Origin of the sequence: Luteimicrobium album, assembly GCF_030161555.1 — a bacterium.
Lineage (GTDB): Bacteria > Actinomycetota > Actinomycetes > Actinomycetales > Cellulomonadaceae > Luteimicrobium > Luteimicrobium album.
Genome location: NZ_BSUK01000001.1, coordinates 2,902,431 through 2,917,329, shown reverse-complemented (window position 1 = coordinate 2,917,329; position 14,899 = coordinate 2,902,431). Strand labels below are relative to the sequence as shown.

Below are 14,899 nucleotides of genomic sequence, written 5' to 3'. Positions count from 1 at the left end.
TCAGGGTACGTCGTCCGGGTCGCGTACCGGACGGTCGTCTCAGAGTCTGGCCGTCAGGGGGTCGTGAGGGTGCGTTCGAGCGACCACGTGGGGTCGAGGAGCTCGAACCGCTCGCACACGACGGGCGTCGCGTCGTCGAAGCGCTCGGTGCCGAGCGCGCGCCGGAAGGAACGGCGGTGCTCCTCCTGCCAGGACTGCAGGGACCGGTCGCCCTCGCCCTCGGCGGCCGCGAAGTCGGCCGTGACCTGGGCGAACGGCACGGTCTCGACGTGCGTGGTCCGGATCAGCGCGCGCGGTCGCCCCGCGCCGTCGAGCAGGATGGACAGCTCCCCGACCCGCGGCAGCGGCTCGCCGCCGGCCTCGTACTCGGGCAACGACGACGACGTCGCGGTCTTGCGCCCGGCGAGGACGAGCGCGAGCAGCTCGTCGGCGAGGCGGGGGCTGTCGCCGAACGACCAGGCGGGTGGCGGCACGGCCGACGCGACGGTCTTGCCCGTGACGACGTCGAGCTGCCCGACGCGCGCCCGCAGCCGCGCGCGCTCCCAGTACGCGAGCACGGCCTCGGCCTGCGCCCGGTCGTGCTCGGGCACGACCGGGGCGACGGGCGCGACGGCGCCGACGACCTCCTTGGTCGAGCCGACGACGACCCCGAGCGCGCCGACCCGCCGCAGACCCTCGTCCGTCACCTGGGAGATCGCGTCGCCCACGACGACGACCCGCAGGTCTCGCTGCGAGGCGTCGATCACGGTGGCCCGGGGACAGTTGGGGAAGTTGCACCCGGCCACGACGACGGTGTCGACGTCCCAGCCGCGCAGCAGCTCGTCGAGCGGCGTCCGGTGGAACGCCGACCAGCGCGGCTTCCACAGCGCGACCTCCCGCGGCCCGAGCTCCTGCGCCTCGCCGCCCAGCAGCAGGGCAGGATCCAGCTCCCCGGCGCCGTCGGGCAGCAGCTCACGAAGAAGCTGCGACCCACCGGTCCCCGGCCGGACGACCTGCGCCCCCGCGGCGATCGACTCCCGCCGCACGAGGTCCACGTCGTCGCCGTCGTACAGCCGCACGACGTGCACGACGGGCAGCCCGGCCGCCCGGTACGCCTCGACGAGCCGCACGAGCGCGGGCACCACGGCCCGCGTCCCGTCGACGGGCATGGCCCCGCCCTCGACGAAGTCCACCTGCACGTCGACGACGACCAGCGCCGACGACCCCCAGTGCGGTTCGGTCCACGAATCCACCAGCCACCTCCGAAGCGCGCACCTACGACCGACACGGACGACGACGAGACCGCGGCGGGGCGCCGTCGTCGGGCAAGCGACGCCCGAAGGCGAGAGAACAGAAGAGGCAGGCGAGGGGGAAACCCTTCGCGCGATCGTGGCGGGCCTGGCGGGAGGCCGCGAGGCACGAGCGGCCGGATGGTAGATCGCGCGAAGGGTTTCCCCTCGCCTGCCGGACGTCACCCGTCACCGGGCGACGCGACCGAGGATCAGCGCGCGGCCGAGCCCTCGACGTAGTCCGAGTCGGACGGCTTGACCCAGGCGAACATCTTGCGCAGCTCGCGGCCGGTCGCCTCGATGGGGTGCGCCTCGCCCTTGGCGCGGAGCGCCTTGAACTCGGGGGCGCCGGCGTCCTGGTCGGCGATGAAGCGCTCGGCGAACGCGCCGGACTGGATGTCGGCGAGGACGGCCTTCATGTTCTCCTTGACGTGCGGGTCGATGACGCGCGGGCCGGAGACGTAGTCGCCGTACTCGGCGGTGTCGGAGACGGACCACCGCTGCTTGGCGATGCCGCCCTCGATCATGAGGTCGACGATGAGCTTGAGCTCGTGGAGGACCTCGAAGTAGGCGACCTCGGGCTGGTAGCCGGCCTCGGTGAGGGTCTCGAACCCGTACTGGACGAGCTGCGAGGCACCGCCGCAGAGGACGGCCTGCTCGCCGAAGAGGTCGGACTCGGTCTCCTCGGTGAAGGTCGTCTTGATGCCGGCGGCACGGAGCCCGCCGATGGCCTTCGCGTAGGACAGGGCGAGGGCCCAGGCGGAGCCGGAGGCGTCCTGCTCGACGGCGACGATCACGGGGACGCCGCGGCCGTCGACGTACTCGCGGCGCACGAGGTGGCCGGGGCCCTTGGGGGCGACCATGGCGACGTCGTGGCCGGCGCCGGGCTTGATGTAACCGAACCGGATGTTGAAGCCGTGCGCGAAGAAGAGCGCGGCGTCGGCCTTGAGGTTGGGCTCGATCTCGCTGGCGTACAGGCCGCGCTGGGCCTGGTCGGGCGCGAGGATCATGACGACGTCGGCCTGCTTGACGGCCTCGGCGACGGTGAGGACCTTGAGGCCCTCGTTCTCGGCCTTCTCACGCGAGGACGAGCCCTCGCGCAGGCCGATGGTGACGTCGACGCCGGAGTCACGGAGGTTGAGCGCGTGGGCGTGCCCCTGGCTGCCGTAACCGATGACGGCGACCTTCTTGCTCTGGATGATGGACAGGTCGGCGTCGTCGTCGTAGAACAGCTCAGCCACGGTGGTTCTCCTTGGTGGGATTCTTCGTTGGGTCGGGGAAGGGAAGGGTCAGGCGGTGCGGGCCACGCGCTCGAGCGCGCGGTCGGTGATGGACCGGGGGCCGCGGCCGATGGCGACGGCGCCGGACTGCACGATCTCACGGATGCCGTACGGCTCGAGAGCGGTGAGGAGCGCCTCGAGCTTGTCGGAGGTGCCGGTGGCCTCGACGACGACGGCCTCGGGGTGCACGTCGACGATCTTGGCACGGAAGAGCTGGACGACCTCGAGGACGGCGGTGCGGGTGCCGGCGTCGGCGCGGACCTTGACGAGCAGCAGCTCGCGCTGCACGGAGGCCACCGACTCGAGCTCGACGATCTTGATGACGTTGACGAGCTTGTTGAGCTGCTTGGTGACCTGCTCGAGGGGGTGGTCCTCGACGTCGACGACGACGGTGACGCGGGAGATGTCGTCGTGCTCGGTCGGGCCGACGGCGAGCGAGTGGATGTTGAACGCGCGGCGTGCGAAGAGGCCGGCGACGCGCGTGAGCACGCCGGGCTTGTTCTCGACGAGCACCGAGAGGGTGTGCCTGCTCATGTCTTCTGTCTCCTCGGGCTCTGTCAGTCCTCGTCGCGGTCCCACGACGGCGAGATGCCGCGGGCGTACTGGATGTCGTCGTTGGAGATGCCGGCGGGGACCATGGGCCAGACCATGGCGTCCCGCGACACGGTGAAGTCGACGACGACGGGCTGGTCGTCGATCTCGAGCGCCCGCTTGATGGTGGCGTCGACGTCGGCCCTGGTCTCGCACCGCAGCCCGACGCAGCCGTAGGCGTTGGCCATCTTGACGAAGTCGGGGACGCGGCGGGTGCCGTGACCGGTGTGGAGGTCGGTGTTGGAGTAGCGCTCGTTGTAGAAGAGCGTCTGCCACTGCCGGACCATGCCGAGCGACGAGTTGTTGACGATCGCGACCTTGATGGGGATCTCGTTGATGACGCAGGTCGCGAGCTCCTGGTTGGTCATCTGGAAGCAGCCGTCGCCGTCGATCGCCCACACGGTGGCGTCGGGACGCGCGACCTTGGCGCCCATGGCGGCGGGCACCGAGTAGCCCATGGTGCCGAGGCCGCCCGAGTTGATCCACGTGCGCGGGTGCTCGTAGCGGATGAACTGCGCGGCCCACATCTGGTGCTGGCCGACGCCGCCGACGTACACGGACTCCGGTCCGGACAGTGCCCCGAGACGCTCGATGACGTACTGGGGGCGAGGAGTCCGTCCGCGGGCTCGGTGTAGCCGAGCGGGTAGGTCTCGCGCCACCCGTCGATGAGCTGCCACCAGGCCTCGACGTCGGGCTTGCCGTGCGTCTCCTGCTCGCGCGCGAGCTCGGGCAGGAGGTCCGCGAGGACCTCGCGCAGGTCGCCGACGATCGGCACGTCGACGACGCGGTTCTTGCCGATCTCCGCGGGGTCGATGTCCGCGTGGACGATGACGGCGTTCGGCGCGAACGAGTCGAGCCGGCCGGTGACGCGGTCGTCGAAGCGCGCGCCGAGGGCGACGACGAGGTCCGCCTGCTGGAGCGCCGCCACCGCGGGCACCGTCCCGTGCATGCCGGGCATGCCGAGGTTCTGCGGGTGCGAGTCGGGCAGGGCGCCGCGGGCCATGAGCGTCGTGACGGCCGGTGCGCCCGAGAGGTCCACGAGCCGGCGCAGCTCGGCCGACGCGTCCGCGCGGACGACGCCGCCGCCCACGTAGAGCACGGGCTTGCGCGCGGTGGCCAGGAGCTTCGCGGCCTCGCGGATCTGCTTGGAGTGGGGCTTGGTGACCGGGTGGTAGCCGGGCAGGTCGAGCTCCTGGGGCCACGAGAACGTGGTGGTCGCCTGCATCGCGGACTTCGCGATGTCGACGAGCACCGGGCCGGGACGACCCGTCCGCGCGATGTGGAACGCCTCGGCGATGGTGCGCGGGATGTCGGCCGGGTCCGTCACGAGGTAGTTGTGCTTCGTGACGGGCATCGTGATGCCGACGATGTCGGCCTCCTGGAACGCGTCCGTGCCGATCGACGACGCGGCGACCTGGCCCGTGATCGCCACCATGGGGATCGAGTCGATGTTGGCGTCCGCGATGGGGGTCACGAGGTTCGTGGCGCCCGGACCGGACGTCGCCATGCACACGCCGACCTTTCCGGACGCGTGGGCGTAGCCGGAGGCCGCGTGGCCGCCGCCCTGCTCGTGGCGCACGAGGATGTGACGGAGCTTCTGGGAGTCCATGAGCGGGTCGTACAGCGGCAGGATCGCACCGCCGGGGATGCCGAACACGGTGTCGACGCCGACCGCCTCGAGGGACTTCACGATCGACTCCGCGCCTGTGACCTCGACGGGCCCGACGCGCGGGCCGTCGACGACGGGGCCGACACCCTCGCCGGCTACCTTGCGGGCCGCCGGGCGGGCGGGCTTCGCCGTGGCGGGGCGAGCGGAGGGGCGCACGGGCGACGGTGTCGCCTGGCGCGGCGGTGCCGGGATGGGGCCCTGGACCATCGTGTCTCCTGTGATCGGCGGGGTACGGCGGCATGAAAAAACCCCTCGGCCCGAGTCCACGGGTGCTTCGAGGGGTGCGCGCTGACGAGACCTGTGCGGTGGCCTCAGCCGGCGCGCTCAGGAAGTACTACGAGGAGGTTCGTCTGCACGGAGTTCACCGTACGCCGATCCCCTGCGGATGTCACACGCCGGGTGCGGACGTCTCACGTGCTGGACGTCCGCACCCGGGTGCGGGCAGCCGGGGAGGCCTCAGGCGACGTCGCGCCGCCGGAACACGAGCCAGCCGAGCACCACCACGACGACGGTCACGCCGGCCAGGACGAGCCCGCCGTGCGTCATCGAGACCACGTGCTCGACGTAGTCGCATGTCATGCCGCCGCCCGAGGGCGTGCACTTCTCGACCGTGTACGTGCCGTGGGCGGTGATCCATGCGTCCGACGAGACGGCGAGGGTCCAGCGTGGCTGCCCGAGCGCGGCCCGGACGACGGCCGCGTCGACGAGGGCGAAGTACGCCGCGACGACGCCGAGCACGGCCGTCGTGTGCCGGAGGAGGAACCCGAGCCCCGCGCCGATCGCGGCGACCGCCGCCGCGAGCACGACGATCCTCCCGCCCTCGGCCGCGACCTGGGTCCACAGGTGCCCGGTCGCCGACGCCCGGTCACGGAGCGCGAACGCGAGCCACTGCCCACCCAGCGTGACCGAGAAGCCCACGGCCGCGACGACCGCACCCCCAGCGCGGCAGCGGCCGCCTTCGTCCCGTAGACGCGCGTCCGCCGCGGCTCGAACGTGAGCCACGTGGACAGTGCGCCCGAGACGGACTCGGCGCAGACGAAGCTCGCGCCGAGCAGCAGCACCAGCCCCAGCAGCAGGTAGGCGTCGGTCTGGAGCGCCGCGACGCCTTCCTCGGCGAACGTCCCGCGGGACGGGAGGAAGTCGCTGAGCGTCAGCGACGGCTCCATGTCCTTCGCGCAGTCGTAGTCGGCCGGGTAGTTCGACGGGTTGGCCGCCTGGTCGTCCTGGCAGTCCTTGACGTACTGGGCGCCGTTGGCCGCCCAGTCCTCCTGCTGCTGCGTCAGGAACTCCTGCGCCTGCGCGACCTGCGAGGCGCTCGGCGGACGAGCCTGCCACCACGACGACGCACCGAGCAGCAGGCCGACGCCGATCGCGAGCACGGTCGCCCACCGGACCAGGCGCCGCGACCGGAACCGGTCGAGCTCCACACGTGCGAGCCTCATCACGCCACCTCCCCAGCACCGACGGGCACCTGTGGGGTCGCCGCGTGGACCTCGCCGCCCGCCGAGTCGACACCCGCGGTCAGCTCGAGGAACACCTGTTCCAGGTCCGGGGCCATCGTGACGAGCTCGCGGACGTAGAGCCGCTCGTCCGCGAGCGCCCGCGTGATCCGGGCGGCGTCCTCGACGCCGTCGACGACGAGGCGCTCGCCGTCGACGCGGACCTCCCAGCCGCCCGCCCGCAGCACGCCGGCGGCGCGCTCCGGCTCGTCGACCCCGACGCGCACGGGCGCCGTCCCGCCGCCGACGAGGTCGGCGACCCGTCCGCTCGCGAGCAGCCGGCCGTGCCCGATGATCGAGACCGTGTCGGCGACCTGCTGGACCTCGGCGAGGATGTGGCTGGACACGACGACCGTCTTACCCTGGGCACCGAGCGAGCGCATCGTGTCGCGGATCTCGCGGATCCCCGCCGGGTCGAGGCCGTTGGTCGGCTCGTCGAAGATGAGCAGCTCGGGGTCCTTGAGGAGCGTCGCGGCGATGGCCAGGCGCTGCTTCATGCCGAGCGAGTAGGAACGGAACCGCTCGTCCGCCCGCTCCCCCAGCCCGACGTCGTGCAGCACGCGGTCGACGGCGTCGTCGGGCGAGCCGATGCCACGCGCGAGCAGGGCGAGGTTCTTGCGGCCGGTGAACGCGGGGAAGAACTTGGGCTGCTCGACGATGGCACCGATCCGCGCGACGACGTCGGGCAGGTGGCGGGGCACCGTGGTCCCGAAGATCTCCATGGTCCCCGCGTCGGCGCGCGAGAGCCCGAGCAGCATCCGGATGGACGTCGTCTTGCCCGACCCGTTCGGTCCGAGGAAGCCGTGGACCCCACCGCGGGGGACCTCGAGGTCCAGGCCCTCGACGGCGACACGTCTGCGTCCACGGCGTGTGCGGTACGTCTTGCGCAAGCCGTGCGTGCGCACGGCGAGCTCGGTTCCTGCAGGGAACGGCATCGGACCCCCTGGGTGTCGGCTGTGACGGGTGCGCGCACTGTAGCGCACTTCGTCCCGAACACCACCGGGTCGTCCGGTTCCACCCGAGTCCACCGCGGCTCGGCCGCGGACTACTCGAGGATCGCGCCCCGCGACGCCGACTGGACCAGCTTCGTGTACTTGGCGAGCACGCCCCGCGTGTACCCGTGCGGGACCGGAGCCCAGCCCTCCCGCCGGGCGGCGAGCTCGTCGTCGTCCACGAGCAGGTCGAGCGTCTTGCTCGCGACGTCGAGCCGGATCCGGTCGCCGTCGCGCACGAGCCCGATCGGACCGCCGTCGACCGCCTCGGGCGCGATGTGGCCCACGCAGAGCCCGGTGGTGCCGCCGGAGAACCGGCCGTCCGTGATCAGCAGCACGTCCTTGCCGAGCCCCGCCCCTTGATCGCCCCGGTGATGGCGAGCATCTCGCGCATCCCCGGCCCGCCCTTGGGACCCTCGTACCGGATCACCACGACGTCCCCGGCCTGGATCGTGCCGTCCTCCAGCGCGTCGAGCGCCGCGCGCTCGCGCTCGAACACGCGCGCCGTCCCCTCGAACACGTCCGAGTCGAAGCCGGCGGACTTCACCACGGCGCCGTCGGGCGCAAGCGAGCCGCCGAGGATCGTGATGCCGCCCGTGTGGTGGATCGGGTCGTCGACCGCGCGCAGGACCTTGCCGTCCGGGTCGGGCGGGTCGATGGCCTCGAGGTTCTCGGCGACCGTCCGACCGGTCACGGTGAGCGCGTCGCCGTGGATCAGCCCGGCGTCGAGCAGGGCCTTCATGACGACGGGGACGCCGCCGATCCGGTCGACGTCGTTCATGACGTAGCGCCCGAACGGCTTGACGTCCGACAGGTGCGGCACCCGCGAGCCGATCCGGTCGAAGTCCGCGAGCGTGAGGTCGACGTCGGCCTCGTGGGCGATCGCGAGCAGATGCAGCACGGCGTTGGTCGAGCCGCCGAACGCCATGACCACCGCGATCGCGTTCTCGAACGCGTCCTTGGTCATGATGTCGCGCGCCGTGATCCCCTGCCGCAGCAGCTCGACGACCGCCTCGCCCGAGCGGTGCGCGAACTGGTCGCGCCGGCGGTCCGCCGACGGCGGCGCGGCCGATCCCGGCAGCGACATCCCCATGGCCTCCGCGACGGACGCCATGGTGTTCGCCGTGTACATGCCGCCGCACGCGCCCTCGCCGGGACAGATGGCACGCTCGATCGCGTCGAGGTCGCGCTCGCTCAGCAGCCCCCGCGCGCACGCGCCGACCGCCTCGAACGCGTCGATCAGCGTGACCTGCTTCTCGCTGCCGTCCTCGAGCTTGACCCAGCCGGGCGCGATCGTGCCCGCGTACAGGAACACGCTCGCGAGGTCGAGCCGCGCGGCCGCCATGAGCATGCCGGGCAGCGACTTGTCGCAGCCCGCGAGCAGCACCGACCCGTCGAGCCGCTCCGCCGACATCACGGTCTCCACGGAGTCGGCGATGATGTCGCGGCTCACGAGGGAGAAGTGCATGCCCTCGTGGCCCATCGAGATGCCGTCCGAGACGGAGATCGTGCCGAACTCGAGCGGGTACCCGCCCGCGGCGTGCACGCCCTCCTTGGCGCCCTGCGCCAGCCGGTCGAGCGACAGGTTGCACGGCGTGATCTCGTTCCACGACGACGCGACGCCGATTTGCGGCTTCGCGAAGTCGTCGTCGCCCATGCCGACGGCCCGCAGCATCCCGCGCGCGGCCGTCGCCTCGATCCCGTCCGTGACCTGGCGCGAGCGGGGCTTGATGTCGATGTCCGCCATGCTCGCCAGCCTAGGGACGAGGCCCTCGTCTGTCCCCGCTACGCGGCATGCTTTACCGCGGCCAGGATGTCGGCGCTGCGGATGTGCCGGGTCACCCACGGCGCGAACGCGAACAGCACCCCGGCGAGCACGAGCGTCACGACGCCGATCCCGCCGAAGTACGCCGTGTCCGGAACGTCGGGCGTCGCCTTGACGAGCTGGGCGGTGATCGCCTGCCCCGCCGACGGCGCGAGGAACCACAGGGCCATCGCCTGGCTCCGGAACGCCGCCGGGGCGAGCAGCGTGGTCGCCGCGAGGCCGACGGGCGACAGGCACAGCTCGCCGACGGTCTGGATGACGTAGACCGTGACCAGCACCCAGGAGCCGGCCTTGCCGTCGCCGACGGCGGCCGACGCGACCGCGAGGAAGACGAACGAGAGCGCCGCGAACGTCAGGCCGATCCCGAACTTGTACGCGGTCGGCGGACGGTCACCCGTCCGCACCCAGATCCACGCGAACACCGGCGCGAGCACGATGATCGCCGCCGGGTTGACCGACTGGAAGAACTCGGGGCTGATCGAGACCCCGAGGAAGTGCAGGTCGGTGCGGTCCTGCGCGAAGTCCGACAGCGTCGTCGCGGCCTGCTCGAAGATCATCCAGAACAGCATCGCCGCCACGAACAGCGGGATGTAGGCGATCACCCGTCGCTGTTCGACGCGGCTGACCCGCGGCGACCGGTACATCACCGTGATGTAGGCGACCGGCGCGACGAACGCGAGGTAGGACATCGTGTTGATGAACGTGTCGAGGGCCCCGGTCCGCGTGGTGGCCGCCGCGACGCCCGCGACCACGACGATGCCGGCGAGGATCACGAGACCGTGCCGAACGAGCGTGGGCCGCTCCTCGGGACGGATCGGGTTGGGCACGTCGTCGCCGGCGCCGCCCAGGTACTTGCGGCCTGCGACGAAGAAGACGAGCGCGGCGCCCATCCCCACGGCGGCCACCAGGAAGCCCGCGTGGTACCCGCCCCAGTCGCGTGCGAGCCCGACGAGGAACGGTGCCGCGAGGGAGCCGATGTTGATGCCCATGTAGAAGATCGAGAACGCCGAGTCGCGGCGGTCGTCGTCGCGGTCGTACAGGTCGCCGACCATGGACGAGACGTTGGGCTTGAGCAGGCCGGTCCCGAGCGCGACGAGGGACACGCCCGCCGCGGAGAAGCCGACGCCGGGGATCGAGAGACCGACGTGACCCGCCGCGATGACGATGCCACCGTACAGCGTCGATCGCCGCGAGCCGATCACACGGTCCGCGAGCCACCCGCCGATCACCGACAGCAGGTAGACGCTCGTGCCGTAGATCGAGACGAGCGCGAGCCCGGTCGTACGCTCCACCCCGAGGCCGCCGTTCGCGACCGTGTCCGTGAGGTAGTAGAGCAGGATCGCCCGCATGCCGTAGTAGCTGAACCGCTCCCACAGCTCGGTCGTGAACAGGGTCATGAGGCCCAGCGGGTGCCCGAAGAACGCGTGGTCCTGGGGCACACGGGGACGCCCGCTCGTCACGGTGGTCGCGTCGCCGTCGTCGGCCCTGGCCTCCCCCTGGCCCATGAGGCCGACTCTCCCACCGGGCGCGCGGAGACGCACCCGGTGGGCTCACAGGGGGCTCACACGGAGGCGCGGAACTCGTCCTCGAGGATGCTCATGACGATCGCGTCCGACCATCCGTCGCCGTCGGGCCGGACGTCGCGCAGACGTCCCTCCTCGCGGAAGCCGAGCGACTCGTAGAGGGCACGGGCGCGCGGGTTGATGCTGAGCACCTCGAGCCCGACCCGGTGCAGGTGCGGGCCGCTCCCGTCGGGCCCGCCGTCGAACGCGTAGCGCAGCACCTCGAACACCGCCTCGCGCCCGTACCCGCGCCCCCGGTAGTTCGGGAGCAGCGCGAGGCGGACGCTCGCCGACCGCGCGAGGTCGTCGACGTCGTCGAGCATGATCTGCCCGATCAGGTCGTCGCTGACGAGCTGGCCGTCGCGCACCGCCGCCGGTGTGATGGCCCAGTCGTAGCGTCCCGGGCTGTCGGCGACGCCGGCGGCCCACGCGTCGACGGCCTCGCGCGTGGGCGCGGACGGCGTGCCCATCAGACGTCGCGCCTCGACGTCCTGCGCGAACTCCCACAGCCGCGCCGCGTCGCGGTGCTCCACGGGGCGGAGCCGAACCATCTCCCCGTGGAGCACGGGCGCCCGAGTCATGCGGCCTCCCCCGTCAGCTGACCCGCTCGAGCACCAGCTCGCGCACGCGACCGGCGTCCGCCTGGCCCCGGGTGGCCTTCATGACCGCGCCGATGATCGCGCCGACAGGCCCGAGGTTGCCGCCGCGGATCTTATCCGCGATGTCGGGCTGGGCGGCGAGCGCGTCGTCGATCGCGGCGAGCAGCGGCCCGTCGTCGGACACGACCTCGAGCCCCCGCGCGACGACGACCGCCTCCGGGTCGCCCTCGCCCGCGAGGACGCCGTCGAGCACCTGGCGCGCGAGCTTGTCGTTGATGCGTCCGGCGTCGACGAGGCCCTGGAGCTCGGCGACCTGGGCCGGCGTCACGGGCAGCTGCTCGAGCTCGACCTCCTGCTCCTTCGCGCGACGTCCCAGCTCCGCCATCCACCACTTGCGGGCGCCCGCGGGGCTCGCGCCCGCTGCGACGGTCGCCTCGATGATGTCGACGGCGCCGGCGTTCACGACGTCGCGCATCTCCAGGTCGGTGTACCCCCACTCGCCCTGCAGCCGCCGACGACGCGCGGCCGGGAGCTCCGGGAGCGACGCCCGGATCTCCTCGACCCAGTCGCGGCTCGGTGCGACGGGCACCAGGTCGGGCTCCGGGAAGTAGCGGTAGTCCTCGGCGTCGGACTTCACGCGGCCCGAGGTCGTGATCCCGGTGTCCTCGTGCCAGTGGCGCGTCTCCTGGATCACGGTGCCGCCGGCGTCGAGCACCCCGGCCTGCCGGGAGACCTCGTACCGCACGGCACGCTCGACGGCGCGGAACGAGTTGACGTTTTTGGTCTCGGTGCGCGTCCCGAGCGGGCTGTCGGGCGTCGGGCGCAGCGACAGGTTGACGTCGGCGCGGACGTTGCCGCGCTCCATCCGGGCTTCCGAGACGTCCAGCGCACGGAAGATGTCGCGCAGCGTCTGGACGTAGGCGCGCGCGACCTCCGGGGCGCGCGCGCCCGCGCCCTCGATCGGGCGCGTCACGATCTCCACGAGCGGGATGCCGGCCCGGTTGTAGTCGACGAGCGAGTACTCCGCTCCTGGATCCGACCGGTTGAGCCGCCGACATGCGTGTTCTTGCCGGCGTCCTCCTCCATGTGGGCGCGCTCGATCTCGACGCGGAACACCGCGCCGTCCTCGAGCTCGACGTCGAGCCAGCCGTCGTGGGCGATGGGCTCGTCGTACTGGGACGTCTGGAAGTTCTTCGGCACGTCCGGGTAGAAGTAGTTCTTGCGCGCGAACCGGCACGTCTCGGCGATCTCGCAGTTGAGCGCGAGCCCGATCCGGATCGCGTACTCGACGGCCTTCCCGTTCACCACGGGGAGCGCACCGGGGAGGCCGAGCGACACGGGCGTCGTCTGCGTGTTCGGCTCGCCGCCGAACTCCACCTCGGCCGCGCAGAACATCTTGGTCAGGGTTCCCAGCTCGACGTGGACCTCGATGCCGAGCACCGGGTCGTACCGCTCGACGGCGTCCGTGTAGTCGACGAGCGCCTCGTACGTCGTGGTCATCGCGCCACCTCCAGCTCGGGGGCCTGCGCGAGCAGCGGCCCGCCCCAGACGTTCTCGAGCGCGGCCTCGAGAGCCGCGCCCACGCGGTACATGCGGTCGTCCGCCTTGGCGGGCGCCAGCACCTGGAAGCCGACCGGCAGGCCGTCGTCCGACAGGCCCGACGGGACCGACATCCCTGGAACCCCGGCGAGGTTCGCCGGGATGGTCGCGACGTCGTTGAGGTACATCGCCAGCGGGTCGTCGAGCTTCTCGCCGAGCTTGAACGCCGTGGTCGGCGCCGTGGGCGAGACGAGGACGTCCGCCTGGGCGAACGCCGCCGCGAAGTCGCGCTGGATCAGCGTGCGCACCTTCTGCGCGCTGCCGTAGTAGGCGTCGTAGTAGCCCGCGGACAGCGCGTAGGTCCCGAGGATCACGCGGCGCTTGACCTCGTCGCCGAACCCGGCCCCGCGCGTCGCGGACATCACGCGCTCAGCCGTGACGGGACCCTCGAAGGGCTCCACGCGCAGGCCGAAGCGCATGCCGTCGAACTTCGCGAGGTTGCTCGACGCCTCGCTCGGCATGATCAGGTAGTACGCGCCCAGCGCGTACACGAAGTGCGGGCACGAGACCTCGACGATCTCGGCGCCGGCCGCGCGCAGCAGGTCGAGGCCCTCCTCGAAGCGGGCACGCACGCCGGCCTGGTAGCCCTCGCCACCCAGCTCGGTGACGACGCCCACACGGACGCCCGTCAGGTCACCCAGAGCGCCCTGGCGCGCTGCGTCCGCCAACGGGGCCAAGGGCTCCGCGATCGAGGTCGAGTCGCGGCGGTCGTGCCCGCCGATCAGCTCGTGCAGCAACGCAGCGTCGAGCACGGAACGGGTGACGGGGCCCGCCTGGTCGAGCGAGGACGCCATGGCGATGAGCCCGTAGCGCGACACCCCCGTAGGTGGGCTTGGACCCGACCGTGCCGGTGACCGCGCCGGGCTGGCGGATGGAACCGCCGGTGTCGGTGCCGATCGCGAGCGGCGCCTCGAACGCCGCGACGGCCGCAGCCGAGCCACCGCCCGAGCCGCCCGGGATCCGCTCGAGGTCCCAGGGGTTGTGCGTCTGGCCGTATGCCGAGTGCTCGGTCGACGAACCCATCGCGAACTCGTCCATGTTGGTCTTGCCGAGGATCGGCAGCCCTGCCGCCTTGAGCCGCTCGACGAGCGTCGCGTCGTACGGCGGTACCCAGCCCTCGAGGATGCGCGAGCCCGCGGTCGTCGGGATGCCCTTGGTCACGACGACGTCCTTGACCGCGATCGGCACCCCGGCCAGCGGGTGGAGGTCTTCACCCACGGAGCGGCGGGAGTCGACGTCCCGCGCCGCGGCGAGAGCCTCGTCCGTGCTCACGTGAAGGAACGCGTGCACCGCTCCGTCGACGGCCGCGATGCGGTCCAGGTGGGCCTGTGTCGCTTCGACGCTCGACACCTCACGGGCCGTGAGACGCGCGGCGAGGTCCGCGGCAGTGAGCCGCGTCAGGTCGTCCGTCATCTCACTCCTCCCCGAGGATCTGCGGAACCATGAACCGGCCGTCCTCCGACGCCGGAGCGCCCGCAAGCACGTCCTCGACCGGCAGGGGCGGCTCCGGGACGTCGTCGCGGAACACGTTGACGAGCGGGAGCGGATGGCTGGTCGCCGGCACGTCCGGCGTCGCGACCTCGCTGACCTGGGCGATGGCGTCGACGATCACGTCGAGCTCGCCCGCGAGACGGTCGAGCTCCGCCTCCGACAGGTCGATGCGGGCGAGCGACGCGACGCGCGCGACCTCGTCACGGGAGATGGTGGACATGCCGACATTCTACGGGGCACACTCGCAGGCTCCCGAGCCTCGCGGACCCGGGCCCCGCCGCGCTCGTGTCCTCCCGGTGGGTGGTCCGCACCTGTGTCCGGGTATGCCGAAAGCCACCCCGGATCGGGGTGGCCTTCGGTTGAATGGGTGTTCGGCGGCGTCCTACTCTCCCACCCCGTCACCAGGGCAGTACCATCGGCGCTGAAGGGCTTAGCTTCCGGGTTCGGAATGGGACCGGGCGTTTCCCCTTCGCTATGACCGCCGTAACTCTATGAACCTGTTCGGGACCCTTTTCGGGGGTGTG

The 14,899-nt window shown here is 71.9% G+C and carries 8 protein-coding genes, 1 rRNA gene and 4 pseudogenes; all 13 read right to left on the bottom strand.

Annotation, left to right across the window (positions count from 1 at the left end):
• Positions 1–53: 53 nt before the first annotated feature.
• Positions 54–1,232, bottom strand: a complete 1,179-nt coding sequence (locus QQK45_RS14850) for an isochorismatase family protein (protein ID WP_284293963.1) — start codon at positions 1,230–1,232, stop codon at positions 54–56.
• A 248-nt stretch (positions 1,233–1,480) separates the two neighbouring features.
• Positions 1,481–2,509, bottom strand: coding sequence for a ketol-acid reductoisomerase (ilvC, locus tag QQK45_RS14845; protein ID WP_284293962.1), 1,029 nt, complete (start codon positions 2,507–2,509; stop codon positions 1,481–1,483).
• A gap of 48 nt (positions 2,510–2,557) precedes the next feature.
• Positions 2,558–3,082: an acetolactate synthase small subunit gene (gene ilvN / locus QQK45_RS14840; RefSeq protein ID WP_036949314.1), complete on the bottom strand. Its 525-nt coding sequence runs from the start codon at positions 3,080–3,082 to the stop codon at positions 2,558–2,560.
• A gap of 23 nt (positions 3,083–3,105) precedes the next feature.
• Positions 3,106–5,015, bottom strand: a pseudogene (locus QQK45_RS14835) (acetolactate synthase large subunit).
• A 249-nt stretch (positions 5,016–5,264) separates the two neighbouring features.
• A complete protein-coding gene (locus tag QQK45_RS14830) occupies positions 5,265–5,726 on the bottom strand; it encodes a hypothetical protein (RefSeq protein WP_284293961.1) in 462 nt (153 codons plus the stop codon).
• 523 nt (positions 5,727–6,249) lie between these two features.
• Positions 6,250–7,242: an ABC transporter ATP-binding protein gene (locus QQK45_RS14825; protein WP_284293960.1), complete on the bottom strand. Its 993-nt coding sequence runs from the start codon at positions 7,240–7,242 to the stop codon at positions 6,250–6,252.
• A 110-nt stretch (positions 7,243–7,352) separates the two neighbouring features.
• Positions 7,353–9,046: pseudogene (ilvD, locus tag QQK45_RS14820) on the bottom strand (dihydroxy-acid dehydratase).
• A gap of 38 nt (positions 9,047–9,084) precedes the next feature.
• The gene (locus tag QQK45_RS14815) at positions 9,085–10,629 is read right to left on the bottom strand and encodes a peptide MFS transporter (protein ID WP_284293959.1); all 1,545 of its coding nucleotides are present in this window, start codon (positions 10,627–10,629) and stop codon (positions 9,085–9,087) included.
• A 56-nt stretch (positions 10,630–10,685) separates the two neighbouring features.
• Positions 10,686–11,267 (bottom strand): GNAT family N-acetyltransferase, encoded by a 582-nt coding sequence (locus QQK45_RS14810; protein ID WP_284293958.1) that lies wholly within the window; start codon positions 11,265–11,267, stop codon positions 10,686–10,688.
• Between the two features lie 13 nt (positions 11,268–11,280).
• A pseudogene (gene gatB / locus QQK45_RS14805) lies at positions 11,281–12,785 on the bottom strand (Asp-tRNA(Asn)/Glu-tRNA(Gln) amidotransferase subunit GatB).
• Positions 12,782–14,297 (bottom strand): annotated as a pseudogene (gene gatA / locus QQK45_RS14800) (Asp-tRNA(Asn)/Glu-tRNA(Gln) amidotransferase subunit GatA). Before gatA ends, gatB begins: the two co-directional pseudogenes overlap by 4 nt.
• Before the next feature lies 1 nt (position 14,298).
• Positions 14,299–14,595 carry an Asp-tRNA(Asn)/Glu-tRNA(Gln) amidotransferase subunit GatC gene (gene gatC, locus QQK45_RS14795; RefSeq protein ID WP_284293957.1) on the bottom strand — a complete coding sequence of 99 codons (297 nt, stop codon included), beginning with the start codon at positions 14,593–14,595 and terminating at the stop codon, positions 14,299–14,301.
• Between the two features lie 149 nt (positions 14,596–14,744).
• Positions 14,745–14,861, bottom strand: a 5S ribosomal RNA gene (gene rrf, locus QQK45_RS14790).
• Positions 14,862–14,899: the final 38 nt, after the last annotated feature.